This window comes from Rossellomorea aquimaris (genome assembly GCF_003315075.1).
Taxonomy (GTDB): Bacteria; Bacillota; Bacilli; order Bacillales; family Bacillaceae_B; genus Rossellomorea; species Rossellomorea aquimaris_C.
Genome location: NZ_QNRJ01000003.1, coordinates 251051 through 277758, shown reverse-complemented (window position 1 = coordinate 277758; position 26708 = coordinate 251051). Strand labels below are relative to the sequence as shown.

Annotated in this window: 25 protein-coding genes; 6 read left to right on the top strand and 19 right to left on the bottom strand. The window is 44.5% G+C overall.

What is annotated here, in order from left to right; genetic code table 11:
• Positions 1 to 61: 61 nt before the first annotated feature.
• From DET59_RS06005 to DET59_RS05985, 5 genes are all read right to left on the bottom strand, one after another.
• Positions 62 to 1510, bottom strand: a complete 1449-nt coding sequence (locus tag DET59_RS06005; RefSeq protein ID WP_113968694.1) for a carbon starvation CstA family protein — start codon at positions 1508 to 1510, stop codon at positions 62 to 64.
• A 300-nt stretch (positions 1511 to 1810) separates the two neighbouring features.
• The gene (locus DET59_RS06000; RefSeq protein WP_113968693.1) at positions 1811 to 2533 is read right to left on the bottom strand and encodes a LytR/AlgR family response regulator transcription factor; all 723 of its coding nucleotides are present in this window, start codon (positions 2531 to 2533) and stop codon (positions 1811 to 1813) included.
• A complete protein-coding gene (locus DET59_RS05995) occupies positions 2530 to 4269 on the bottom strand; it encodes a sensor histidine kinase (RefSeq protein ID WP_113968692.1) in 1740 nt (579 codons plus the stop codon). Before DET59_RS05995 ends, DET59_RS06000 begins: the two co-directional genes overlap by 4 nt.
• Positions 4270 to 4388: 119 nt before the next feature.
• Complete coding sequence (locus DET59_RS05990; protein WP_113968691.1) at positions 4389 to 5231, bottom strand: YihY/virulence factor BrkB family protein; 843 nt, start codon at positions 5229 to 5231, stop codon at positions 4389 to 4391.
• A 17-nt stretch (positions 5232 to 5248) separates the two neighbouring features.
• Entirely contained in the window at positions 5249 to 5668 is a 420-nt protein-coding gene (locus DET59_RS05985) for a hypothetical protein (RefSeq protein ID WP_113968690.1), read from the bottom strand.
• A gap of 245 nt (positions 5669 to 5913) precedes the next feature.
• Here DET59_RS05985 and DET59_RS05980 point away from each other — a divergent pair, with 245 nt between their 5' ends.
• Positions 5914 to 6135 carry a DUF1128 domain-containing protein gene (locus DET59_RS05980; RefSeq protein WP_044338940.1) on the top strand — a complete coding sequence of 74 codons (222 nt, stop codon included), beginning with the start codon at positions 5914 to 5916 and terminating at the stop codon, positions 6133 to 6135.
• A gap of 82 nt (positions 6136 to 6217) precedes the next feature.
• Here the strand turns inward: DET59_RS05980 and DET59_RS05975 are convergent, their stop codons facing one another.
• From DET59_RS05975 to motA, 10 genes are all read right to left on the bottom strand, one after another.
• On the bottom strand, positions 6218 to 6733 hold the full coding sequence (locus DET59_RS05975; RefSeq protein WP_113968689.1) for a type 1 glutamine amidotransferase domain-containing protein: 516 nt from the start codon (positions 6731 to 6733) through the stop codon (positions 6218 to 6220).
• Between the two features lie 84 nt (positions 6734 to 6817).
• The gene (locus DET59_RS05970) at positions 6818 to 8122 is read right to left on the bottom strand and encodes a lysine N(6)-hydroxylase/L-ornithine N(5)-oxygenase family protein (protein WP_113968688.1); all 1305 of its coding nucleotides are present in this window, start codon (positions 8120 to 8122) and stop codon (positions 6818 to 6820) included.
• Between the two features lie 297 nt (positions 8123 to 8419).
• Positions 8420 to 9409 (bottom strand): class I SAM-dependent methyltransferase, encoded by a 990-nt coding sequence (locus tag DET59_RS05965; protein WP_113968687.1) that lies wholly within the window; start codon positions 9407 to 9409, stop codon positions 8420 to 8422.
• The gene (locus DET59_RS05960) at positions 9406 to 10722 is read right to left on the bottom strand and encodes an FAD-dependent oxidoreductase (protein ID WP_113968686.1); all 1317 of its coding nucleotides are present in this window, start codon (positions 10720 to 10722) and stop codon (positions 9406 to 9408) included. The genes DET59_RS05965 and DET59_RS05960 overlap by 4 nt, the downstream gene beginning before the upstream one ends.
• Positions 10723 to 11005: 283 nt before the next feature.
• Positions 11006 to 13483 (bottom strand): PAS domain-containing protein, encoded by a 2478-nt coding sequence (locus DET59_RS05950; RefSeq protein WP_113968684.1) that lies wholly within the window; start codon positions 13481 to 13483, stop codon positions 11006 to 11008.
• A gap of 97 nt (positions 13484 to 13580) precedes the next feature.
• The gene (locus DET59_RS05945) at positions 13581 to 14516 is read right to left on the bottom strand and encodes a pseudouridine-5'-phosphate glycosidase (RefSeq protein ID WP_181778066.1); all 936 of its coding nucleotides are present in this window, start codon (positions 14514 to 14516) and stop codon (positions 13581 to 13583) included.
• An 18-nt stretch (positions 14517 to 14534) separates the two neighbouring features.
• A complete protein-coding gene (locus tag DET59_RS05940; protein WP_113968683.1) occupies positions 14535 to 15629 on the bottom strand; it encodes a carbohydrate kinase in 1095 nt (364 codons plus the stop codon).
• A 172-nt stretch (positions 15630 to 15801) separates the two neighbouring features.
• Positions 15802 to 17193, bottom strand: coding sequence for an alanine/glycine:cation symporter family protein (locus DET59_RS05935; protein WP_113968682.1), 1392 nt, complete (start codon positions 17191 to 17193; stop codon positions 15802 to 15804).
• A 354-nt stretch (positions 17194 to 17547) separates the two neighbouring features.
• Positions 17548 to 18339 carry a flagellar motor protein MotB gene (gene motB, locus DET59_RS05930; RefSeq protein ID WP_258549586.1) on the bottom strand — a complete coding sequence of 264 codons (792 nt, stop codon included), beginning with the start codon at positions 18337 to 18339 and terminating at the stop codon, positions 17548 to 17550.
• Positions 18326 to 19117 carry a flagellar motor stator protein MotA gene (gene motA, locus DET59_RS05925; protein WP_113968680.1) on the bottom strand — a complete coding sequence of 264 codons (792 nt, stop codon included), beginning with the start codon at positions 19115 to 19117 and terminating at the stop codon, positions 18326 to 18328. Before motA ends, motB begins: the two co-directional genes overlap by 14 nt.
• 177 nt (positions 19118 to 19294) lie before the next feature.
• Between motA and DET59_RS05920 the strand changes: the two genes are divergently transcribed.
• Both DET59_RS05920 and DET59_RS05915 read left to right on the top strand, forming a co-directional pair.
• A complete protein-coding gene (locus tag DET59_RS05920) occupies positions 19295 to 20776 on the top strand; it encodes a methyl-accepting chemotaxis protein (protein ID WP_113968679.1) in 1482 nt (493 codons plus the stop codon).
• 48 nt (positions 20777 to 20824) lie between these two features.
• The gene (locus DET59_RS05915; RefSeq protein ID WP_113968678.1) at positions 20825 to 21010 is read left to right on the top strand and encodes a histidine kinase; all 186 of its coding nucleotides are present in this window, start codon (positions 20825 to 20827) and stop codon (positions 21008 to 21010) included.
• A gap of 37 nt (positions 21011 to 21047) precedes the next feature.
• On the opposite strand, the gene DET59_RS05910 is transcribed toward DET59_RS05915, so the two are convergent.
• Positions 21048 to 21425 carry a DnaJ family domain-containing protein gene (locus tag DET59_RS05910; RefSeq protein WP_113968677.1) on the bottom strand — a complete coding sequence of 126 codons (378 nt, stop codon included), beginning with the start codon at positions 21423 to 21425 and terminating at the stop codon, positions 21048 to 21050.
• 203 nt (positions 21426 to 21628) lie between these two features.
• Between DET59_RS05910 and DET59_RS21555 the strand changes: the two genes are divergently transcribed.
• Positions 21629 to 21799 carry a hypothetical protein gene (locus DET59_RS21555; protein ID WP_181778065.1) on the top strand — a complete coding sequence of 57 codons (171 nt, stop codon included), beginning with the start codon at positions 21629 to 21631 and terminating at the stop codon, positions 21797 to 21799.
• A 53-nt stretch (positions 21800 to 21852) separates the two neighbouring features.
• Here DET59_RS21555 and hmpA read toward each other — a convergent pair whose 3' ends face one another.
• Complete coding sequence (gene hmpA, locus DET59_RS05905; protein WP_113968676.1) at positions 21853 to 23067, bottom strand: NO-inducible flavohemoprotein; 1215 nt, start codon at positions 23065 to 23067, stop codon at positions 21853 to 21855.
• 161 nt (positions 23068 to 23228) lie between these two features.
• On the opposite strand from hmpA, the gene DET59_RS05900 reads away from it, so the two are divergent.
• A complete protein-coding gene (locus DET59_RS05900) occupies positions 23229 to 23687 on the top strand; it encodes an RrF2 family transcriptional regulator (protein ID WP_113968675.1) in 459 nt (152 codons plus the stop codon).
• Positions 23688 to 23858: 171 nt separating this feature from the next.
• Here the strand turns inward: DET59_RS05900 and DET59_RS05895 are convergent, their stop codons facing one another.
• On the bottom strand, positions 23859 to 24251 hold the full coding sequence (locus tag DET59_RS05895) for a hypothetical protein (RefSeq protein ID WP_397540917.1): 393 nt from the start codon (positions 24249 to 24251) through the stop codon (positions 23859 to 23861).
• A 236-nt stretch (positions 24252 to 24487) separates the two neighbouring features.
• On the opposite strand from DET59_RS05895, the gene DET59_RS05890 reads away from it, so the two are divergent.
• Positions 24488 to 25720 (top strand): aminopeptidase, encoded by a 1233-nt coding sequence (locus DET59_RS05890; RefSeq protein WP_113968674.1) that lies wholly within the window; start codon positions 24488 to 24490, stop codon positions 25718 to 25720.
• A gap of 335 nt (positions 25721 to 26055) precedes the next feature.
• On the opposite strand, the gene DET59_RS05885 is transcribed toward DET59_RS05890, so the two are convergent.
• Positions 26056 to 26646: a DUF6944 family repetitive protein gene (locus DET59_RS05885; RefSeq protein ID WP_113968673.1), complete on the bottom strand. Its 591-nt coding sequence runs from the start codon at positions 26644 to 26646 to the stop codon at positions 26056 to 26058.
• Between the last annotated feature and the right edge of the window lie 62 nt (positions 26647 to 26708).

Genomic DNA, 26708 nt, shown 5'->3' with positions numbered 1-26708 from the left:
TTCTTATTTTGTGCCAAAAAAGAAAAGAGTCTCCCGGTAATTACCGGAAAACTCTTTTTCATCAAGCTGCTGTTTGAGGAACGTCTTCGTCGACTTGAATGATGGATCCATCGTTTAAGCGCTTTCGTAATGTGTAAATAAATGCTAGGATCGCGGCGATAGTTACAACTGTTGCTCCCATATACGCTGTGCTCATTGGTAAACCGAAACCGATTGGAGCACTCAGGATATACGTAAATGTCACCATCGTCATGAAGATCGCTGGAATCGTTGCAACCCAGTGAGGTTTCTTTTGCAGCGCCAGATACATGGCACCTACCCAAAGGGCAATCATCGCTGTCGATTGGTTCGCCCAGGAGAAGTATCTCCATAATAGGTTAAAGTCGATTCGTGTCAACACGACTGAGATCACAAATAATGGAATCGCAATCCAAAGCCTGCTGGAGATTTTCACTTGTCCTACTTTGATATAATCGGCAATGATCATACGCGCACTTCGGAATGAAGTATCACCAGACGTGATCGGAAGAATGATAACCCCAAGGATTGCCAGTGTTCCACCGATTGATCCAAGCATAAGAACAGATACTTCACTTACAACCGCTGCAGGTCCGCCTTCTTTCAAGATGGCATTCAGTTCACCCGGCTGGAATAAGCTCATGGCAGCCGCTGCCCAGATCATCGCAATGATCGCTTCTAAAATCATCATACCGTAGAAAATCTTGCGTCCGTTCTTTTCATTTTGCGTCGTTCTTGAAATGATCGGTGATTGTGTGGCATGGAACCCTGAAAGTGCCCCACAAGAAATCGTCAAGAATAATAATGGGAAAATCGCTACAGATTCAGGATGCATATTCGTTAAGCTGATCTCAGGAATATCCGCCCCTGTAATCACTAATCCTGCACCGATACCCACCGCACTCACCACAAGCAGTGCTCCGAAAAGCGGGTAAACCTTACCGATGATTTTATCAATCGGTAATAGGGTTGCGACAATGTAATAAATAAAGATTGCGGCGATAATGACACCTAATGAAATCCAGGCTGGCGTCAGATTCGCGATTAATGCTGCAGGTGCTGTAACGAAAACCGTTCCCACCAGTACGAGCAAAAGAATCGAGAATGCGTTCACCACATGCTTCATCGTCTTACCAAGGAATCGTCCCGCAAGCTCCGGCAAATGAGCTCCACCGTTACGGATCGAAATCATCCCCGTTAAGTAATCATGAACCGCTCCGGCAAAAATCGCGCCAAGTACGATCCAAAGGAAGGCAACCGGCCCATAAAGTGCTCCCATGATCGGACCGAAAATGGGTCCTACACCAGCAATATTCAACAGCTGAATCATGGAGTTTTTCCCCGTCTTCATTGGAATATAGTCCACTCCATCCGCTTTTGCATAAGCAGGAGTCGAACGACTTTCATTGATTCCAAAAATCTTTTCAATTAACTTTCCATATGTGAAATAACCTATAATTAATACAACAATCGAGACCAGAAATGTGACCATGCTTATGATCCCCTTTCGTTCATTTATGAATACGCTTTCATTATAGCAATCATATTCACCATTTCGTCACATTCTGTTTAAGATGTCGGAAATTGGGGTTGAGGTGTTCTGTGGGAGGATTAATGTGCATGGTGGAAAAGTTGGGTGCCTGGCACTATTAGACGGTTTGGTGCCTGGCACCGATTGTTCGATTGGTGCCAGGCACTTAAAGTCAAAATTGTACCTGGTACAAATCCCCTCATCTGTACCAGGTACAAACACTCCTCTTTGTACCTGGTACACTCAAAAAACCACAACCACCTACAACTCCAACCGCTCCCTCAATTCCTTCACATAATTCCGGCTCACCGGAATCGCCTCATCCGCTCCATGAACCTTCAACTGATACACACCGCTCCCCCACGGGATGAGCTCCTCCACGAAGGGCAGCTGAACGAGGTAGCTTTTATGAACCCGGAAAAATGGATAGGTACTGAGCTTTGATTCCAATTCCTTGATCGGCAAGCGGCACGTATACTTCTTTTTCTTCGTACAAATAAAGGTCTCCCGCTCTTCCCGGAAGATATATAGAATGTCTTTCGGGCTGATGAAAACAATTTTATCTTCATCCTGAACCGCCAGTTTCCCCATCGACGGGCTTTCGCTCTGCTCTTTCATTCCGACTTTCAGAAGATTCTTCAAGCGCTCCATCGTTTGTGCGAGCTGATCTTCTTCAAATGGTTTCAATAAGTAGTCAACGGCTTCCACCCGGAACGCTTTCAGGGCATAATCCGGATACGCAGTGGCAAAGACGATTTCCGGTTTGTGCTTCATTTTCTGAAGGGCTTCTGCCAAGTCGACCCCGCTCATGCCCGGCATTTCTATATCAAGGAATAAGACGTCGGGTTCTTTTGTTAAAATGATTTCCAATCCCTTTTCAGCAGAGCTTGCTTCCCCGACTACCTCCACCCATGAATATCCACTTAAAAGATGTTTCATTTCCTCACGGCTATAAGGTTCGTCATCGATAATGGCAACTTTCATTCTTTCTCACTCCTTACCGTAAATTGAACGGTGGTTCCGTTTCCTGTTGATGATGTGATTGTTAGACCTGCTTCTTTCCCCATCATCATTTCCAATCGTTTGTTCACGTTATAGAGCCCGATTCCTGTACCGGTCTGTGATTCTACGGGTTCAAGCAAAAGCTTCTCCACTCTCCCTTCATCAATCCCCGCACCGTTATCCTCAACACGAACAGTCACCTCATCACCATTAAGCGTAATCGAAATCTTCAAAACAAATCCTTCTTCAATATTCTTCATCCCGTGCTTGATTGCATTTTCAACAAGAGGCTGAAGGGTAATCGAAGGGACCTTCGCCTGCAGGGCATTTTCGTCCATCTCATACACCACTTCCAGCCGGTCAAAAAATCGTGCTTCTTCAATGGCGAGATAGGCCTTTACATGCTGTCCTTCTTCTTTAAGGGGCGAGGTGGATTTCGTGCTTCCTGTCAGGTTCTGACGGACAAATTGAGATAGTGAAATCAGCAGGGTCCTCGCCTTATCGGGATTGATCCTCGTCAACGAAACAATGACATTGATGGTGTTGAACAAGAAATGCGGATTGATCTGTGCCTGCAGCGCCTTTACTTCCGATTCTTTCGCAAGCTCTTTATGGGTGTCGATTTCAGCAAGCTCCAACTGGTGACTAAGCAGGGTCGCAATCCCCTTCGTTAATTCCATCAGGATCGGCGTTATCTCTTTTTCCGAATGAAAATAGAATTTAAGCGTTCCGACAATTTCATCCCCTTTTAAAAGAGGCGCCATGATCGCCGCTCCCAATGGACATCCATTCCGGTCGCATTGTATATCCTCTCTTCCCACCTTCATGAGCTCTCCCGTTTCGATGACCCGTTTCGTCGCTTCGGTCTGAATCGGGCGCCCCTGCTGATGGTGATCCGAGGCCAGGCCGACATGAGCGAGGATGTGGGAAGTGTTCGTGATGGAAACCGCCAACGCGTTCACATCTCTCATCAGAATCTCACACGTAGCCTGTGCAGAGGCTGCATTCAATCCCTTTCGCATATATTTCACCGTGCTATCCGCCAAGCGCAATGCTTTCTGGGATTGTACCGCTCCCATCCGCTCTTCTTCATAAAAAACGCTTTTAATGATCAGCAGGAAAATCCCGGTTCCGACTCCATTTGCAAGGATCATCGGCCATCCGATGTCGGAAACGAGTAAATAAGCATCATCAAATGGCTTTGACAATAGAAGAATGAGAAGCATCTGCATCCCTTCTGCCACAAAACCAACCAAAAACGCTTTTTGAGGGGAAACAAGCCTGTTTTTCTTTTCCCGCTTCCCGATCCATCCCGCCAGCAATCCCGCTAAAACCGTCGAGATCCCGCACGAGAAGGCCGTGAATCCTCCAAGAAAATACCGATGGACTCCTGCGACCAATCCTGCTCCAAGTCCGATCCATGGACCACCCAGTAACCCGGCGACCACGACACCGATCACCCTGGAATTGGCGATCGCTTCATTCTGTTGTAGATGCCACTGCCATTTTGTATATTCTTCTTGAAATGGATTCACGATCAATCCTGTATATGTACCGACGATCCCGAAGAAACCAAACAGCAGGATGAGGAGCAGAGTCTGGGATTTCTTCACATGTGTTCTTTGTTCGATTAAATGACGGAAGAAACTGATCCTCGTCATCACAAAGGCTATCGTCACAATGATACCAAGCCTCTCCACCATCGCAGCTATCAACATAGGCTCCACCTCGCTTTCTATTTCACATCAAAAAAAGAAGATCCCCTTAAACACGAATGTTTAATAGAATCTTCCCCTACTTGTTCCTGTCCTATGTCCGGGGAATGATTTCCCCTATTTTAACACGAATCTTTATCTTTAATCGTTACGAGTGCATTGATTTCTCCGCCGATCATGATGATGATTCCCGTTAAGTAGAACCAGATCATGAGGACGATGATCCCTCCGATGCTGCCGTATGTGGCCGAATAATTTCCAAAGCTTCCTACGTAATAAGAAAACGCCAAGGAAGCGAGTACCCAGCCAAGCGTCGCAAAGATCGCCCCTGGGAAGGCACTTAAGCACTTGATCCGTTTACTCGGGGCAAAATAATACAACCCTACGAAAATGATAAAGAGAATGATGGGACTGATCGCCCAGCGAATCCCGTTCCATACCGTTAAAAATTGCTCTGAAAATCCGAATTGAGAAAATAATAATAGGCCGATCTGCTTTCCGAACACCGGAAGTAAAAGAGCTACGACAAATACGAGAATCATGGCTAGTGTCAATAATATAGACATGAGACGGGTCGCAATGAATGATCTTGTTTCCTCCACATCATAGGCACGATTTAAACTTTTCACGATGGCATTCATCCCATTGGAAGCCGACCAGATCGTGGCGATGATACTGACAGAAAGTAAACCGGAATTCCGGTTCGACATGACGTCCTGAAGGGTTTCCTCGATCATGGACATCGTTTCCCCGGGTGCAAAATCCCGGACCAGACCCAGTATGTCCCCCTGCTCGACGGGAAGGTATGGTAAAAGTGTCACGATAAAAATCAGCAGTGGAAAGAGCGATAAAAGAAAGTAATAGGCAATTTGCGCGGCCAGCCCCGTTACATCATTCGCACTAATATGTGAGAAAAGATTTTTAGAAAATCCTTTCCATCCTCCTTTGACCGTCTCATCCGACATGTTCTCACCTCGTTTCGTTAATACCCCTTAAATGAAGACGCAATAGGTTGACTCTCTTCATCCTGAGTTGTTAGTTCATTGGATGTTTCCCTATCTGAAAACGTTTCCTTATAAGCTTCTGAAGAGTCTTCAAAGGTTTCCTTTGTCTCCTCGATGATCTCTTTCACCTGTGGGGTCATCCCTTTGATTTCATCCACTTTTTCACTGATGAAATGAATATCCCTGCTCACCTGATCGGCTGTCGTGCGTAATTTCTCATATACTTCCTTCGATGACTCGACCAGTCTTTGAGGATTTTTTGAATACGTTGAAAGATAATTCCCGCTGTTCTTTAAAGATGTCCCCATTTCCTGACGGGTCGTTTTATCCAGCAGGGAAAGAAGACCTCCTGCTACAGCACCTAACAAAACCCCTTTGAAAAATTTATTGCTTCCCATATGTATTACCCTCCTTTAAATTCTTTAGATTATTTTCTATAAGAATGGCTAAATTTCCTTCATGAGCACAAAATTGATGCCAACGCTCTTCTTTTAACGTTTTAGCTTACCTACACATTTCCCATTCCTTAATAGTGTAAAACATTCTCCGAAAAAAATCCTTCTCGGGTGGAAGTTATGTTGACAGGTTGAAGGAATCATGGAAAGATAAATGTAATGAATGCACGTTAGAAAGGACGATCCAAATGGATTTATCACAAAACACAACCGAAAATATTGAATTCATGGTCACTGCCATCAAAGAAAAATTAAAAATAGTCAATGCCGGTGCCGTAAAGCCAGAAGATTTCAATGAAGAAATGTATGAAGATCTTCATGACCTATATGTAATGGTGGATCGCAAGGACAGATTCAGCCCGAGTGAAATGACGGCGATCATTGAAGAAATGGGTAACCTGCGTAAATAGTAGTCAGACGTGATAGGAAAAAGGGGACATTCCCTCAAAGGTACAAAATACCTTGGGGAATGTCCCCTTTCATTTACTTGCCCTATTTCGAAAGAAGCGCCAGTGATTCACGGTTGAATGCCGGAAGATCATCCGGTGTTCTGCTTGTCACAAGCTGGTTGCCGCATACGACGACTTCTTTATCCTCGTACGTCACACCTGCATATTCCATATCCACTTTAATGGACTTGAAGCCTGTCGCTTTTCGTCCTTCCAGTGCTTTTGCCGTGATGAGTAATTGTGGACCATGGCAAATCGCGAATACCGGTTTCTTCTCATCCATGAAATGCTTCGTGAATTTCACGAAACGGTCATCTGCACGCAGCTGATCCGGAGAGAATCCCCCTGGTAATAATAAGGCATCAAAGTCTGCAGGATTGACGTCATCAATGCTTTCATCGATCTTCACCGTTGCATCGCCCTGCTTGCCTTTCACTGATTTTCCTTTTTCTTTTTCAATCGTCACCACTTCATGTCCTGCTTCTTTAAACGCTTTTTCAGGATCTGTAAATTCTACGTCTTCAAACATGTCTGTCATTAACGTTGCTATTTTAGCCATAAAATTAAAACACTCCTAGTTATCGTTTGTTTTTTATTCACACAGGTACTTTACCCTTTGTGCATGAATTCAAACCCGACTCCCTTATTTATCCATTGTGAATTGGGAGAAAATCGTGTTCCTCTGCACTTCATATACCTCTTCACCAACGATGTCATTGATGATTTGAATATTCCGGTCCACAGCCAATCCTAAGTTCGTTGCCCCTGCACCGTGAGAATGCTCCAGGCTCGTCACCGTATAGAAGTGATGCCCCCGGTCTCTGTTCTCTTTAAATTCAAGCTTATAATTTCGGGAGACTTTATACTTCTTCTCATCTTCCCAGACGATTTTGTCCTCGAACTCCTCAAAAAACCATTCGGGAATATTCGGCTTATAACCCGTCGCCAAAATCACCTTATCCGCCTGATAGGAAAAATCACGTTCTTCCTGCCATTGACGGCAATTCAGGACGTACCGTTCTTCCTCTTTCCGGATCTTATTCACTTCCGTTAAAGGCTGGATCGTGATGTCAGGCGAGTGATCACTGACTGAATGGTTATAAAGGATATTGTAAATATTATTGAGGGTATCCGGATCGATCCCATTCCGCAGCTGATCCAACGTTGCTAATGCCTCCACACGCTTCTCATACGTCAATCCATGGAAATAATCCACATAGTCAGGGGCAAAGAATTCCTGCCCGAGCTTCGACGACTCGAGCTGCAAGATCCCTTCGGAACGGGTCAGCCATGTCAGGTGATAGGAATGATCCTTCTGTTCTTTCAAAAGGTCAAAGAACACCTCGGCAGCACTTTGCCCGGACCCGACAATCGTAATCGAGGAACCTTCCATCGTCGTGTTTTTATGGAATAGATACTTACTCGTATGATGGACATCCTCATCCGGCAGCCCCTCCATCCCATCTAAAATCAACGGCTTGCTTCCTGTCCCCATCACCACATGCTTCGCATAATAGATCTCACGCTCGTCGGTCAACCGGTTATCGATCACAACCTTATAGCAGTCGCCTTCATCCGTGACCCCGATCACTTCGCTATGAAATTGACAGCTGCTAAGATGACTGACCACCCAGCGGGCATAATCATTGTACTCCTGCCTCGGCATTTCAAACTTGTGAAAAAAGAAAAATTTATATAAACGATTATGGGTATGTAAATAATTCAAATAACTGTACCGGCTCTGTGGATTCGCAAACGTCACCAAATCCGCGATAAAAGGCACCTGCAGATCCGTCAGATTGATCAACATCCCCGGATGCCACTGAAACTCCGGAGTTTGATCAAAAAACTTCACCTTCAGATCCGTCTTCTCCTCCATCAACGCCGCCAAACTCAAATTATACGGACCTATCCCAATGCCGATACAATCATGCAATTCTCTACTCAATTGGCTCTCCTCCACATTTGTAATCATCTTTCTATTTTTACCCTAAAACGATGGGGGATTACCCTTTTTTAGTGAAAAAATTGTGACGTATGTGTGTGCGGAGTATTAAAGGGACAAATACGTATTGGTTCGTCCCTAAAAGGGGGGTGCGTGTCTCTTTATTATCGAGTTCACCCTATATATTATCGACTTTCGGATTATATTATCGACTAAGAAAAATCGACACAAACCGATATCCACCTCCGCCACATGCCAACACCACACATCCAAACAAAAAACCGATCTCCATCTTAAGGATCAGTTCTTCCTGAATATCATCACGTACCATCCGCCTTCTTTCACGATCGGTTCGACGGACTCCACTTTGAAGTTTGTTTTACTGGCCAATGTCTCCATCTCCTTCTGGGACGGAATGGGATACAGGTTCTGGAATGTCATGAAGAAGCTGTTGAAGGCACTGGAAAACTGCTGCCCATGCTTTGATTTCTGCATCGGGGTCAGAACAAAGAACAAACCTTCTGATTCCAGCCACGAAGATGCTTTTTCAAAGAACTGCAGGCGCTCGGACGGATCGATATAGTGAAAGAGATTATTGGCCATGATCATGTCAAAGAGCTGTTCAGGCTCATATTCATGTAGGTCCTTACAAAGGATTTCAATATTTTCATAGTCTTGAAGAGACTCTTCAGCAGCCTTAGCGACGGCTTCATGAATCTCGATCCCTACCATTCTCTTATCAGGATAGCGGTCTCCTATTCTCTTCACATATCCGCCTTCACCACAGCCAAGATCCAATATCGAATCCACATTATACTTTTTAATCGCCTTCTGTACCTTTGGAAAGGCAAAGCGCTCTAACAGTATCGACGTTTTCGCTACAGTTGAACCATGGACATCCGAGTTGAAATGCTGCTTCGTTTGATTACGTAATAATTGTGGATACGACAACAGGGCCGGTATGTGCAGCTCCATCATTTCTTTTAACAAAATGCCTGATGAATGCGGGTCCTTCTTTGAAGTCGGCAGCTTCCAGCGGTTCCTCGTGGTGACTTTCCCATCCTCCACCCGCTTCATATGCTTAATGGTGATCCCGACCTCTACCCACTGTTCAAGGAGGTCCATTTCGATATTTTGAGCAAGTGCCACTTCCTGAATGGAGGCAGGCTTTGTAAAACGATCAAACAGATCCATTTCATACCCTACGTAGGCATGCCAGCTGTACAGGAATGGAACATTTTTTTTCATCCATGTTCTTGCCCTCCATACTTTCACCATTTCTCCGATCATAGTAGGCCCTCCTTTCCTTTCCAGGGATAATCCTGGATTTCTGTAAATTTAGTGTTTGATTTCTCTTCTTCTGTCAACGAATCCTTTCTGATCGGGAGCACTCCCCCCTGGACCATCCGGTCGTACAGGGTTTCTCTCCACATGCCGAGACCGGATATGTTGAGCATTTGCTTGTAATGGGAGATCGAATCCCTCTCCATGCGCTGAAGGCTTTTATTTCGCAGCCAGCCGACCGGGCGATACGGATACGAGTAGACGAGGGCCGATAAATGACTGAGATGCATTTGATGGGCCACCCTTCTTTTCCGGACCTTTGGGTACCATTCCAGATTAGCCGGATCTAATTTACCGGCCGAGTACATATCACACAGCAATTCTCCAAGAATGCTCCCATCCTGTATGGCCATATTCATTCCTTCTCCGGCCATGGGGTGTACCGTATGCACCGCATCTCCAATCAGGGCAAGATGGTCCTTCACATAGGTATCCGCATGATATTTCTGGGGAACCATCAGCTGGATTTTCTTCCAGTCCTCAATTTGGTTCACGTAGCCATCGAGATCGGGACACATTTGGATATAAAGCTTATGAAATTCTGAAATCGGTTTTTTCCGAAGGGTCTTGTATTCCCCTGCCGGAATGAGATATACGGATCGTACTTCATCGTTTGGTAACGGGAATAGACCCAGGAATGATTGATAGGTAGAAATGATACGTCCCTTCACCATTTCCTTGGGCCGCGGAAATGTCACTGTTAAGAAATGATGGTTGTACTTTTTTTCCTTCACATCCACTTCCATATAGTCACGGGTGACAGAGCTTCTTCCTTCTGCCCCGATAATGAAATCGCTATGAATCTCTTGAGCCTCTTTCGTCTCGCGATCCTCGATGATCACGGTATGACCGTCTATTTTCTTACAAACGGTATTCGATTGGTAATGGAAGGAAGGGTACTCCTCTCCTTTTTCCCGTAGAATCTCCTTTAACGTTTCATGATGGATCATTAATGAATAGGGGTATCGACTGGGAAGAATCGAGTAGCTCATCGTGGAGTTCTCAGCTTCTGATTTTGCACTTTTCAATTCAATGAGTTCCAAATCGGAAATGATATGACCATTTTTGAAGACGGAGTCGCTGACCCCCAATGAATCAAATATTTCCAGACTTTTTGGCTGGAGGAGCTCTCCCTTGTATACGGAGCTTGGCCCTGGTAACCGTTCCACAACCGTTACGTCTATATTGCACTGTGCTAATTTCAGGCCGAGTGTCAGACCGCCAATTCCTCCACCACTAATCAAGACGTTCGTCTTCATCTCTCCTCACCTCTTTCTCTCTCTTTAACCTTTTCCCAGAATGTTGAAACGTGGCGATGTGCTCCCATCTAAATCGCCATGAGTAGACAGGTTCTTAAGAATGAAAAGAGAAATACGAAATTTGTAGAACGTACTATTTCCCGGAAAATATAAGCTTTTCATAAGTCCATTCTCTCTGGCATTTACATTTTTTGTCGGAATATTCCCTAATGGCCCTTCGACAATTCTCGAGGAAATAAAAAGACTCCACAGCAAGAGTTTCCTCTCACATGTGGAGTTCTTTCTATCTTTCTTTTGCAATCGGCAGCAAAATCGTAACGGTCGTTCCTTCTGTTACATTGCTTTGGATCGATAGTGATCCGTGATGCTCTTTGATGATTTTCTGGCAAATCATCAATCCGAGTCCGGTCCCTTTTTCTTTCGTGCTGTAGAACGGTTCTCCTAAATGCTTCATGCGCTCAGGAGGGATTCCGTTTCCGTTGTCCTGGATGGAGATTTTCGCATAGCCGTCCTCTTTTTCAAGTTGAACACTCAGGAGACCGCCACTCGGCATAGCTTCGAGAGCATTTTTCATGACGTTTAAGATGACCTGTTTCATTTGATGGGAGTCACAATAAATTTCCGCTTCTTCCACAGAGAATCTTACATCGACTCCTTGCTTCAGGCACTCCATCTTTATGAATTCAACAGAGCTTGTGAGCAGGGTCGTTAAGGACGTCAGGGAAAATTGAACGGCTCTTGGTTTCGCCAATGCGAGAAATTCATTGGTGATGATTTCGATTCGATCGAGCTCTCCCTGGATGACCCCCAAGTAAAAGTCGTCTTTCGCGTTTTCTTTCATCAGTTGAAGGAAGCCTTTCAGGGTCGTCAGGGGATTTCTGATTTCATGGGCCACTCCCGCTGCAAGCTGTCCGATCATCGCTAACTGTTCCGATTTCTTCAGTAAGTCTTCATTTCGTTTCTTCTCGGATAAATCCCGGATGATGGCCGAAATACCGATCAGGTTTCCATCATCATTTATGATCGGGTTCATGTTAAAGGCTATTTCGATCGGCGTGCCGTCTTTTCGGTACCGCACCGTTTCATAATCCTTTATTCGCTTCCCGGCCTTGATGGTCATTAAATTCTGTCTGAACTGTCCTACTTGGTCTTCCTGGTGAATAAAGGTGATTTTCCGTCCTGTAATTTCATCCTTATTCCAGCCGAACATCGATTCAAACTGCTGATTGACCTTTAATACGCTTCCCTCTGGATCTAAAAGGACAATTCCGTCTCCGGCATGCTCGAAGTACGCTTCCAGTAATTCTTTCGCTTCCTTTAGCTCTTCTTCCATCTTCAGTTTTTCTGTGATGTCCTGACCGAATCCATAAATTCCGATGACCTTGTTTTTGACCCGGATCGGGATGTTGGTGACCGCGACATGGCTTTTGCCACCTTCTCCATTTTCGAAGGTGGTGACAAATCTTGACGCTTCTCCTTTAAGGGCGACTTCAAAGTGATAGATGGCTGAATGCTTGCTGCCTTCCGCGATGAATTCACTGAAGTGACTGCCGATCATATGAGGAGAGATATGATTCCACTGCGTTTTCACAGCGGGGTTCACCTCCTGGATGATCCCTTTTGTATCGACCATATAAATATTGTCAGGACTGTATTTCACAATCGACTTATACTTTTGTTCGCTTTCGATCAGTTTTCTCTGAATATCTTTGATCAGGGAAATGTCCGAAATGGAACAGATGATTTCCACTACGTTTCCATCCTGCACCACTGGAACGATGGAGGCGATATATTCTAATTCCTTGTATTCATCCTCATACGTCAACTCTTCCCCTGTTTCCCATATGCGCTTTAGTTTAGGTTGGATTTTCCCTAAGTGATGGGAATCAAATACTTCTTCAATGGTTTTACCAATCACCTTTGAAGGAGTCAGATTCAATTTTTTTAATAGCTCCCCTGCCGCCATCTCGATCACAAATTCATTGTCTCTCTTATTGATCTTATAGGTGATCGTCTTTTGGAGCCGGAGCGTGTTCTCGAGTTCCGCTTTCAATGAGACCAGTTCGTTTTCATAGTTTTTCTTCTCCGTGATGTCGTGAAGGATGATTCCGACACTGTCTACGGTCCCATCACTTTTGTAATTGGCCGGGGAAATTGTAATATTGCATGTAATCTTCCGTTCCTTATTCATGATGAAGGTTACTTCTTCCCCGGTTGTATTCACTCCCCTTATTCCGTTCATCACTAAGGTAATAAAGGATTGATTCTGAAGGGGTGTTTGATTACAAAGGGACTCACCCAGAACGGTATCCGGAATATGAAACAGATCCTGAAAGGACTGATTCATTTCCACGACTCTCCCTTTTTTATCAAGGATACATACACAAGTCGGGGTGTTATAAATAAGAGACTCATATATGGCCGAGCGGGAGTTATTCGAATAATCATGAGAAACGTGCTTCTCTCCACAGGCCTCTGGAACAATCATCACTAATTCTTTTTGCTCATCCATCTGTTTACGTTTCACTGTGTAGGTATAATGATTTAAGCGAATGGAACAATTCTTTTCTTCTAACATTCTCTGAAGAAAATTATCTTCTTGCAGGGTCAATCCTTTCCATTCTTCATTTTCTTCAATAAAAGCTTGGTTTTTCACATCTATTATTGCAGCCGGGACTGGAATCGAATCAACACTCAATGCATGATAGGGTTGCAAATCAGCCATATTACCTTCCTTTTTCGTAACGTTATTTACCACCATTTTACCCTACCTCCAGTTACATATAAATGACCAATATATTTAAATGAAAAAACCCGGGCTTTTACAATCTGCCCCGGGTTCACTATTTTCACATAGATTAGAAGCTTTCTACCTTGGCTAGCTTGGCGTAATGAACCGCAATATCTGCTCCTACGTGAGCATTGTTCTTCACGAGGGCGATATTCGCTGTAAGGCTCTTTCCGTCTGTTAAATCCTTTACTTTACCCAAGAGGAATGGTGTTGCTTCCTTTCCGGCAATCCCTTGTTCTTCCACTTCGTTTAATGCTTTTTCTATGATCCTATTCATCTCGTTTTCATCCAGGGCATCCTCGGCAGGGATCGGGTTAGCGACCACCACGCCTCCCTTCAATCCAAGATCCCATTTCGCTTTTAATATATCAGCCGTCTCTTCCGGTGTCTCTACTTTATAGTTCACTGAAAAAGGACTGCTTCGTGTGTAAAAGGACGGTAAGGACTCTGTTTGGTATCCTAGGACAGGCACTCCTTTTGTTTCCAGGTATTCCATCGTCAAGCCTATATCCAGAATGGATTTTGCCCCTGCACAGACAACGGCCACATTCGTCACGGCAAGTTCTTCGAGATCCGCGGAAACATCCATCGTCACCTCTGCATTTCTGTGAACACCGCCGATGCCCCCTGTCACGAAAACGGAAATATCAGCTAGCTCCGCGCAAATCATGGTAGCAGCAACCGTAGTCGCACCGTCCTTTTTGGAAGCAAGAATATAAGGGATATCGCGGCGACTTGCCTTGATCACGTCTGTTGCCTGCCCTAAATATTCGATCTCTTCATGGGACAACCCAATCTTGATTTTCCCGTTCAAAATGGCAATCGTTGCGGGAACGGCCTCCTTGGAACGAATGATATCCTCTACTTCACGAGCGGTCTTCACATTTTGTGGATAGGGCATTCCGTGAGAAATAATCGTTGATTCCAATGCCACAATCGCCTTTCCTGTCTTTCTGGCTTCTCTCACTTCCTGTGAGTATTCAATATATGAGTCGATATTCATGTACATTTCCCCCTCTAACTAATAGAAAAGACTAAACTCTTGTTGAAGCTTCGTCTTGTTCAGCGTAGGCGCCACCGTATATTTGGATTGCAGAGTGATCGACGAGCAGATCACCCCGATCCGGCAGGCACCGTCTGTATCGGACCCTTTTAAATAACCGAATAATATTCCCGCGACAAGGGCATCTCCTGCACCTGTCACGTCAGCGACTTCAACCTTGGGAGGCAAAACGGCTCTCGCCTCTTTATAAGTAGTGTAATAGATCAATCCCTGATCTCCCCGGGTAATCACGACCCTCTCTGCCCCTCTTTGGGTGATGGCTTTAGCCGCTTTAAAATAGTCACCCTCTGTCTCAATCGTCATTCCTACATACGTTTCCGCTTCCCCTTTGTTGCATATGAACCAGGAAACCCCTTCCAATGATGTTGGCAGCTTCAACACTTTCGGTTCAGAAACCGGGATGATCGTAAGGGGCACCCCCTCGGTTTGGCACCTGCGGATGATGTATTTAAGTACATCCTCTGGAAAATTGGTGTCGAGGAGCACCATTTCCGATGAAGATATCAACCCCCATCTCTTATCAATAAAACCAATGTCAACGCTTTCATAAATGTTCATATCAGCCAGGGCAAACAGCATTTCCCCTTCTTCGTCCAGTATGGCGGAGTAAGCCCCGGTGCTTTCATTTAGAAGTCGCTGGGATGCCGATACATCGGCAAACGATTTCGTATGAGATAAAAGAAAGCTTCCTTCCGTATCTTCTCCAACCACCGTGATCAAATTGGCCTGTTTCCCTAAACGTCCTAAGTTCTCGGCGATATTGCGTGCCACGCCACCACTGGATTGCTCTGTTTTCGCAGGGTTTGAGGTTTCAGGAATCAATCTCCCGTCCAACTGAAGCTTACGGTCGATATTCGCTCCCCCTATGCACGTAATCCCATTTTTCTTTGGAAGAACATACGCACGCCCCATGATTTTCCCCTGTTTCACCAGATTCGAGATATATCCTGCAACGGCTGAGCGCGATAATCCACTTCGCTCCGACAATTCCTGTTGAGTCATAAACGGATTTTCCTCAATATACGTCAACAAAAGCTTTTCTTTATCGTTCACAAGCTCCCACCCCTATTAAGAAAAATGACTTTTGTTAATATTCTAAACTTTTGTTTAAATTTAGACAAGATGGAAACTTAAGGAAATTATTATTATTTATTATCTAACACGATACAGGATAGAAAAACAAAAAAAGACTTGCTCTCCCTCTCGGAAAAACAAGTCTATTCGACTATGATATTTTCTTTTCTTTTACCTTGCCAGTGTCTTTCAAATAATACTCATCTGACGTAAAGAATTCATGTGTAAGTCTCTTCACTTCTTTACTTAGGAGAAGTACCGCAATGATATTCGGAATTAAGATCGCCGCAAGGGCCAAGTCAAGGAATTGCCAAATGACCTTTGCTGCTCCAACGGAACCAAGCACAATCGCAACCGTATAAACAATCTTGATTCCTTGTGCTGCTTTGTAGCCAAATAGGAACTCTGCCTGCTTTGCTCCATAAAAGACGATGACAATGATCGTCGATAACACGAAGAAAATCAATGAAATCGTCACGAGGATTCCACCAAATTCCCCGAAATAACTTGAGAAAGCTTCTGTTGTCAGTGCTGAAGGATCATCCAATGCATTCTCAGCTGTCCATACCCCTGAAGATAACACGACGAAGGCCGTTGCTGTACAAACGATGATGGTATCGATCACGATTCCAACAATCGCCCAAAGTCCCTGACGAACAGGGTGATCGGTCTGTGCCGCCGCATGGGCAATCGGCGCCGTTCCAAGTCCGGCCTCATTGGAATATAACCCACGGGCAAATCCCCATCGGATGGTCTCAGCCACCGCTACCCCGGCGAACCCACCCATTGCAGACATGGGTTGAAATGCGTTCGACAGTATCAGACTGAAGAATTCCGGTACTGCATCGATATTCATAAATAGAATCACCAATGCGCTTCCTACATAGATCAGAGCCATGAACGGTACAAAGATTTCCGTCACTTTCCCAATACGCTTTATGCCGCCAAATACGATTAATACAACGATGAGGGCAATGACAATGCCCGTGATAAGTCCATCTACATTAAAGGTTTCCTCTACCGTTGATGCCACAGCATTCCCCTGCACCATCACACTTGGAATCAGCTCGATCATAAGGGCAAAAGCAAACCATACCCCGAGCCATCTCATGTTTAATCCTTTTGTCATGTAGTACATGGGACCGCCAACATATTCTCCCTTTTCGTTCTTCTCACGATAGCGAACCGCAAGTACACTCTCGGAAAACTTAAGGGCCATTCCAATTAAGGCAATCACCCACATCCAGAAGATGGCCCCCGGTCCACCAAACATGATCGCTGCCGGTACACCGACAATATTCGCCGCCCCGATCGTGGACGACAAAGCCGACGTCAACGCCTGCAACGGTGTCACCGTTCCTTCGCCTTTCGGCTTCTTAAAAACGCTCCCTATCGTTTGCTTAAATATGTAGAGAGGATAGCGAAATTGTATGAATTTCAATAAAAATGTCAGGTACAAACCCGTTGCACCCAGGACAATGATTAATGGGGGCCCCCATAACCATGCCGAAACTTTACCTATGATGTCAAAAAACGTATCCAATCGTGCTCCTCCTTTTAGTAGAGGCAGTGGCTAAGGTTTGGAATTCTTGATTGGGGCAGACGTAAATGATGATACAAACGTATGTATAATGCCTTTGTTCTTCTAAATGAGACCCCTGTTCCTGAAAAATTAGCCACAGCTTCTAAATGGTTTTTCAAACTTTTCCCTAAATTTGGTTGTGTGAAACATTTTGTTTGAAAATGAAGAAGGATAAGGATCATTCAGTTGGTGGAAAACTATTTGATTGGGTTTCAGGAAGTGGTTTCCATTCGACAAAAACCGTTCATTTCCCTGGAAATACGGCAACTTCAATAAAAAAATCTGCAGTCGAATTCTGACTGCAGATCCTGTTTCTTATTCCGATACCCTTGGCAGAATCAACACTTCCACCCGGCGGTTTTGTCCCCGGCCTTCTGATGTAGCATTGTCGGCAATCGGTTCAAATTCTCCAAATCCTTTAGCGCTGAACCACTGGGGATCAAGCTTAGGATTGTCCAAGATGATTTTCATGAAATTGACCGCCCGCATGACGCTTAGCTCCCAGTTTGAATCGTATTCCGCGTTGCTGATCGGGACGTTGTCCGTGTGTCCGCTGATGATAATGTTCCGTGGAGGATTCATTTCAAGAAGTGCCGATAGTTCACCGGCCACGCTCAGGTCATTTCCTTGGACTATGGCTGATCCCGAGGCGAATAATACATTGTCCCGGATCGTGAGAAGCAATCCTTCATCGGTAAGCTTCGTGACGAATTGAGCTTCTAAATGATTCGTTTTGATATACTGATTGATTTTTTCCTGAATTCCCCTCAGCTCTTCCTGATCCTTCAGGAAAGCCTGCTTTTCCAGATCTTCTTTCGTTAGTTCCTTCTCTTTTTCCTCTTCATTTCCTGCAGAGGCTGCCTGTTTGCTTTCCTGATCGCTCGACTGCTGAGGAGCTACGGGACTGGGATACTCCATCATTCCGGTTCCTCCCGTGAAGATTTCACTAAACACCTGGGAAAGTTCCCTGAATTTTTGAGCGTCCACCGAGCTTGACGCATAAAGCACGATAAACAGGGCCAGTAACAGGGTTAGCAAATCCGCGTAAGGGATCAGCCAGGACTCGTCCATATGCTCGTCGTCATGTTTCTTCTTACGCCGCCTCATCCTCATCCCCCTTTAACAACAATAATCGTTCACTTGCCGGTAAGTAGGATGCCAGCTTCTGTTCGATCACCCGTGGCGATTCTCCTTCGATGATCGATAGGATCCCTTCTACCATCATCATTTTCATCTGTACTTCACGCTTTGACTTACGCTTCAGCTTGTTAGCAAACGGGTGCCAGAGAACGTATCCCGTGAAAATACCGAGGAGCGTCGCAACGAAGGCCGCTGAAATGGCATAACCAAGTTCATCCGTATTGTCCATGTGACTGAGGGCCGCAATAAGTCCAATTACCGCTCCAAGTACGCCGAGGGTCGGTGCATAGGTCCCCGCTTGTGTGAAGATGAGCGCCCCGGCACTATGTCTCTCTTCCATGGCATCAATTTCTTCATGCAGCACATCCCGTATATAATCAGCGCTTTGTCCATCAACTGCTAATGAAAGTCCGTCCCTCAAAAAAAGGTCATCCACTTCCTGGGTTTTGGCCTCGAGTGCAAGCAGTCCTTCCTTTCGGGCAAGATCTGCTAATTGGGAGAAAAATTGAATCGTTTGTTTCGGGTCCTGCAGTTTTTGTTCTTTAAACAGTATGCCGAATAGCTTCGGTACTTTTTTAATTTCATGGGTTGGAAAGGCAATGGTCACCGCTGCCACTGTTCCCAGTAAAATAATCAAAATGGCTGCTGGGTTAAGCAAGGCAACAGGGCTTACTCCTTTGAAAACCATCCCCACTCCAACCGCTATCAATCCTAAAATGACTCCTATTAAAGACGTCTTATCCATCGATCGCTCCACCTTACTCTTCGTAGTCTACTACTAATATCGGATGGAACTTCTAATTATTGAGAGGCAAAAGCGTTCGAAATTTTCTCATAAATTACCGTAAACCGTTATAAAGCACAACCTTTTTTTGTCGATATATGTAATATATAGGTATTTATATTAAAGGAGAGAACCGTCATGACCCCAAAGCAATTGAAAGAAATCGATAGTAAAAGGAAAAATCTGCTGCTTCTTATCACCTATTCCATCAGCCTGGCCGCAGCCCTGACGTATTCCATCTTAAATGAGTCAGGAGTCATAACCGTAATCGTTTTCGCTTCACAGATTCTCTTTCTGTCTGCATACTTCATTGTGCTGCAATTAATGTTGAAAAAGCCACATTCTTTTGTGTATTTCAGCATTCCTACTGTTTATGCCATTATCGGAATCTGGCTGTTTTTAGAAGGGTCCAATCCCAACGAAATAGTCATCTTATTATTTTTGGCTGTCATAAGTGCGATTCATTTCAATCCAGTGATCTTTGGAATCGGTTACGGTTCCGGACTGGCCTTATTCATCTTAAATGGAGCTCTTGCACCTGCAAACGACCCGATTTTCACAGAATTATTTATTCCCGCCCTGCTTGTTTATGTACTATTGGGGACGGTCCTTGGAGTGGTGATTCACTTGAACCGCAATCAATTCAAGCAGCTTCAGGAATTCATCAAGATGACAGAAAGCGAAAGCATGAAAAAAGAAGAACAACGAAACTTCCTACAGAAAGAATTAGCGACCATCTCTACAAGCATTCATCAAATCAACGAGCAGATTCAAACTCACCTCGTCTCACATGATGAAATGAGAACGGCCGTGAATGAAATATCAGCGGGAAGCGTCACACAAAGTGATCAGATAAACAACATTGCTGCCGTTTCCGAGACGACGATGAGTAAAATGGAGGAGGTTTCCAAGCTTTCAAACAATCTCACTGTCCATTCCACTCAAGCGAATTCCATTGCTGTTTCGGGCAGTGAGCGCGTCACTTACTTGCAGGAAAACATGATTGAGTTGAAAAACATCATTGAAGGCCTTCGTCAAACGTTCAGCGAATTAACAAGCAAAATAGAAGAAACGAATACGTTCATTGGAAGCATTCAAGACATTACGGATCAAACCAATCTGCTCGCTCTGAATGCGTCCATTGAAGCGGCGAGGGCAGGAGAAGCCGGACGGGGATTCAGTATAGTAGCCGATGAAATTCGGAAACTGGCAGAGATTACACGAAACACAGCCACCCGCATTAACGATAATCTCGCTTCTGTTAATTCAGTGAACTCTTCTGCTGTCGAAATCATGAATCTAAGCTCAGAAAAGCTGGATGAAAATGTCGGAGCAACCGGTGAGGTAACAGATTATTTCACGACACTGCGTGAAAAGCTTGCTTCCTTGTCAAACCAGTTCAATACGTTAACCTCTACGGCATCAGAAGTAAGAGACCAAACCGAAGAAGCTGAGCTATCGACGAAAGAGCTTGCAGCTGTCATTCAACAAACCTCTGCAGGACTTGAGGAAATCAGCGCTACCATTGAAACCCTACATGGGGATAACCGCATGATTGCTCAATATGTTCAAGACACTGCCACAAGTGCGGAACGAATTCAACGCAGTGTCGAGGTGTAAAATATGATAAACTAAAAGCATCATTAGAGTACTAAAGGATGTGGCACCTTGAAACGAAGAATCATTATGATGATTCCCATCATGTTTATCGTAGCTGTCGTAGCAAATTGGATGCTCGGCAAAGGATACTCTGAAATTCCTTCCGAAGCCAAGACCATGATCATCATTGGAGCGGCACTCTTATCCGGAGTGATCTCATTCTTCTTATTTAAAGAGGAACCCCGGAAGAAATAAAGAAACACCACTTTCCTTGTCGAAAGTGGTGTTTTCATTATTTCAGCAGCTTGTTTTCTATTTTATGCTCATAATTTTTGAATAAAGAACCATTTGTATTGATTCTTTTCTTGGATAGCATTGCGTTGTATTTCAGCATGTTTTCATTCAGATTCTTCTGCAGCTCCTGCTTCTCCAAGTCGTCATCGCATGCTTTGATCAAGTCTTCTATCCGCATCATTTCTTTTTTTATATTCATTTCATCCGTCGTATATCCGGCATTCTTCATCATCCGGTGAGCCATCTTCAACTCCTGTGGCACTCCTGAATCGTCGTCTAACTGAAGCGGTTTACCGTAGCCCGGCAGCTCTTTAAATTCGCCCTCTTCATAAGCCTTCTTTATTCGTTGCTCAGATATGATCATCGAAAAATCCATCCATAACCCCTCCTGCTTCAAACTAAAGTGGACGCGGCTGGTCTTTGACGTATCGATTACTCCCCACTTGTTACCATTAGTATATCCAAAAGACTCCAGGTCTGTATGTGTAAGATACGTCTGTTTTCTGACAATTCCTCTTCACATATTTTCGTATGAGCTGGAAAAACTACCTGTATCACGGATGAAAAGGAGTGGCTTACATGGCACGTGGAAAATCGTTCGACTCAAAGAAAAAGGGACATCCAGGAAACTTCCCTCAGCATAGTGCACCAGAGGGAAAACACTCAGAAGACGCAGCCGGGGATGAAGAACTGATTGTGACCCAGGAAGCATTTAAAAATCGAGTGGATGAGGATGAACATCGCTTATAAAAACGAAAAAACGCCAGGGCTTCCTGGCGTTCTTCTGTTTGCCGAACCGCTTTTTAAACATTTACAATTTCCTTCTTCGATAAATCCATCGCTGGACCGAAGAATTCGAAGTGAATGTTCGATTCAGGAACTCCCATCTCTTTCAACGTAGAGATGACAACTTTCATAAATGGTACCGGCCCGCATACATAGCATTCCGTTTCTCTATCCACATATTGAGAAAGGATCTCTTTGTTCACATATCCTTTAAAATGACCTTGAGATTCGTTACGGGGATTTTCGTAAACATAGCAAGCTTCCGCATTCATCAACTCTTTGATTAGACTGTCGACCTCATTTCTAAAGGCATGGATCCCCTCATGTTTGCTTGCATGAATAAAGGCAGTAGGTCTCTCCAGCTTCGTTCGCGCGACCGTTTCAAGCATACTCATCATAGGCGTGATTCCGACACCTCCGCTTATAAAGGCAACGGGTGATTCGCCATCCGCTAAATAGAAATCGCCGGCTGGTGCACTGACTTCAATCTCACTTCCTACGGCTGCCTTGTCATGCAAGAAATTAGACACCTTCCCTTTCGGATCGAATTCTGCTTCTCTTTTAACAGAAATTCTGAAGAGATTCTCCATAGGCGCACTTGATAAACTGTACTGACGGATATGGGTGAACTCTTCACCAGGGATCGTCACCCGTACGGATATATATTGACCTGGCATGTAAGTTGGGACATTGCCCCCTTCTTTTGGTTGAAGATAGAAGGAAGTGATACAATCGCTTTCCACTACCTTTTTCGCGACGATAAACGGTTTAAAGTCTCTGTATCCGGCGTCTTTGTTCTCCGTTTCTTTGTACATTTCTTCTTCTACATCAATAAATACTCCGGCGATGACACCGTATGCTTCTCCCCATGCTTCAATGATTTCATCTGTCGCTGCGTCTCCAAGAACTTGTTTGATGGCTTGAAGTAAGTGCTCCCCAACGATCGGATAATGCTCCGACTTAACCCCTAAACTTCTATGCTTGTGAGCGATTTGCTTTACAACCGGCAGGATCATCTCGAGCTTATCAATATTCTGTGCAGCTGCATACACCGTATTGGCTAATGCGGTTTGCTGTCTTCCCTTTTTTTGATTGGCATGATTGAAGATATTTAGCAGTTCCGGATGATTAGTAAATAAATTTTTATAAAAAGTGGACGTAATTTCCGTTCCTTTGACTTCTAACACAGGTGCAGTTGACTTCACGATTTCAATGGTTTTTTGAGATAGCATTTTGGTCACCTCTAAAGATATATTTTGAATACACCTTTAGGGTACTCCTCTTTTTTCCACAAAGCAATATATAAAATACATCTTTAACAAAACAGCCACATTTAGACACAAACATGCTTCCTTCTGTATAATAAAAATAACGGATTGGAAAGGTGAGATAAATGAGACTAACTTTATACACTGACTACTCACTGAGAGTCCTGATCTTTCTGGCTTCAAAACCAAAAGAGGAACTCTCTAATATAAAAGAAATCGCTGATGCCTACAGCATCTCAAAGAATCACCTGATGAAAGTGACGTATGAGCTGGGGAAAAACGGTCTGATTGAAACGATCCGCGGCAGAAACGGCGGTATCAAACTGGCACACTCCCCAGAAGATATAAATATCGGAAAACTCGTCCGGACCACAGAAGAAGACTTCCATCTTGTCGAATGCTTTGACGCCACAAACAACAACTGCGTCATCACTCCAGTCTGCGGACTAAAGCATGTTCTCGGCAAAGCGTTGAACGCCTATCTCTCTGTCCTTGACGAATACACCCTGGCCGACTTGATCCAAAACCCGATGGACTACCGTTTCTTATTTCAAGAGCAACAGCAGGATGAAGCGTCAACTTAGGTGTGAAAACTCCTCTCCATTTTGATGGGGAGGAGTTTTTTTGTAGTGGAGCAGTTTAGTGGTGCGGTGCCAGGCACTTTTCGTCCAGATTGTACCTGGTACATTTCACACGATTTGTACCAGGTACAACTACCAAAAAGCCTGTTTTCCAACTGAAAACAGGCCCCTCTTCTACTTCTTGCTCTCACTATATTTAAATGTCATGAACACGAATAGGAAAAAGCTGAGTAATAACGTGCTTCCTCCTACTATATAGAAGACCATCGTGAAGCTCCCTGGCAGGTTGAATGGATTTAAGTTGTACATCCACATTCCGACGGTTAATCCGAGCGAACCGATAATTGCCGTCCATACGTGGGCAAATGCCAGTTTAGAAGATTTCGGTACTTGATAGGAACGATAATAGGATGAAAATGCAAATAAGCTTAGCCAGCCGACTACTAAAATATGAGCATGAATGGGCTTAAATGCATACGATCCGGCTCCTGCCATATGAGACCCAAGAAATGCTCCAATAAACCCATAGATGGCGGACATTCGTAATAAAAGGACATTCCACGGCACTGTTTCTTCCCCCTTTTTTATCTAAAGTATTGCTTCAATCATTATAGTATAGTTGCCCCTTGGTTCGCTATGTTTCTTGTTTGGTTGCCACAGAACGTTCATTTTCATCATGCACAAAACAAATACTTTTCCATACTTTCGCATACGATAGAAAGATGGGTGTAAACACTTGCAAACGGTGCCCGCACTGATACAATAAGAATGTAATAGAACATTCTGAAAAAAGGAGAATACATATGTCTAATTTCCAACAAAATCTTGAGAAATACGCTAGCCTGGCTGTTGAAGTCGGCGTCAATGTTCAGAAGGGTCAGACCCTGGTCATCAACACTTCCATCGATTCGGCAGAATTTGTCCGTTTAGTGGTAAAGAAAGCCTATGAAGTTGGGGCTAAGCATGTCTACGTTAACTGGAATGATGATGTGGTAAACCGTACGAAATATGATCTTGCTCCAGACGAAGCATTCCAGGAGTTCCCTCAGTGGAAAGCAAGAGAAGTTGAAGAGCTTGCTGAGGGTGGAGCTGCCTTCATGAGTATCGTATCTTCAAGCCCTGATTTGCTTAAAGGGGTAAATCCAGATCGCATCTCAAACTTCCAAAAAGCAGCTGGGAAAGCAATGTCCAAATACCGTCAATTCATTCAATCGGACAAAGTGAGCTGGTGCGTACTGGCAGCCCCATCTAAAAATTGGGCTGCAAAAGTATTCCCCGATGCTTCTGAAAAAGAGCAAGTGGATTTACTTTGGGATGCCATCTTCAAAGCCGTACGTGCCGACCAGGCGGACCCTGTCCAGGCATGGAAGGATCACGACGCAAACCTGCATGAAAAAGTGGAATACCTGAACGAAAAGAACTACAAAAAACTACACTACACGGCACCAGGGACGGACCTTACGATCGAGCTTCCTCAAGGTCACCTGTGGGTAGGCGCCGGAAGTGTGAACGAACAAGGAACCACTTTCATGGCGAACATGCCAACGGAAGAAGTATTCACGGTTCCATTAAAAACAGGTGTGAACGGAACAGTATCAAGCACGAAGCCGCTTAGCTACGGCGGAAACGTGATTGACAACTTTACGATTACATTCGAAAACGGCCGCATTGTGGACGTTAAGGCTGAGGAAGGCGAAGAAATCCTGAAGCGCCTTGTGGATACAGATGAAGGATCTCATTACCTTGGGGAAATCGCCCTTGTTCCTCATCAGTCCCCCATCTCTCAATCGAATGTGTTATTCTATAACACATTATTCGATGAGAACGCATCGAATCACCTTGCGATCGGAAATGCCTACGCATTCTGTATCGAAGGCGGAAAGAAAATGAATGAAGAAGAGCTTGAGAAAAACGGCTTGAACAACAGTATCACACACGTTGATTTCATGATCGGCTCTGACAAAATGAACATCGATGGAGTGAAAGAAGACGGCTCGACTGAAGCCGTATTCCGCGATGGCGGCTGGGCATTTTAAGATTTGACTGTCGAGGATCCCGGAAGGTGGTTTGGCTGCCTTTTGGGATTTTTTTATGGAGATGAGGTGGGGATTTGGATAGGATCGTTTGACTGAGCGCTCAATCTATTGTATGTAAATGGAAAAAAACGCATTTATCGAAATTTTGACGCATAAATTTGGAAAAAGACGCATAAATCAAAATAAAGACGCATAAAATTATATTTTGACGCAAAAAACACGAATAAGACGCAATCCCCTCCCCTTCAATCCGTGTATCCTTCTCCCATGATCCCATCTACCTTCCCTTCCTCATGTTATAAGTCCATTCTTCGAAACAAATCCTCCTCTTTCGGTCAAAAAGCTCCCCCATACTGCTTCGTCAACGCAATGGCTGCAATCGTTGCTCCGGCTGCCTGGGCATAGCTTCCGAATGCGGTGATCTGTAAGCCGATCTCCTTCATTTCCTTTAAAATATATACTTCTCCTATCGCTTCAATTGCTGCACCAAGGGATTGAAGTGTATTTCCGGCTGCCAGGAGATCTGAAAACTCCCGGGTACCCAACGTGGCCCCATATGCTTCCAATCCCGCCCCCAAGGATTGGACGGTGTCTCCAAATATATCAAGATTCAATCCTTCCACTTCTCTTCCTGCGAATTGGAGTTCAGCTGCTGCGACATTTGTGACATTTCCTGAAGCTTGAATCCAATCACCAATCACTCTTAACGTTTCACCAAACGAACCGTCTGACAGCTTTTCCGCTCCCACACCCTGAAGTGCATTTCCTGCCGCTTCAAATCCGTTTCCGATGGAGACCAACCGAAATCCGAGAGGCTCTTGACTGTATCGTTCTTCTTGTATGACCATGGTTTCGCCAATTGCTGCAATCACCGTTCCGATCACCTGCGTCCATGCACCGGTAATAAGGATTAGCCTATCGATCACCTCCACCCACCGTTCCTTTCCCTTTCAATACTTTTAATGTATTCAGAAAGGAGAAAATGGTA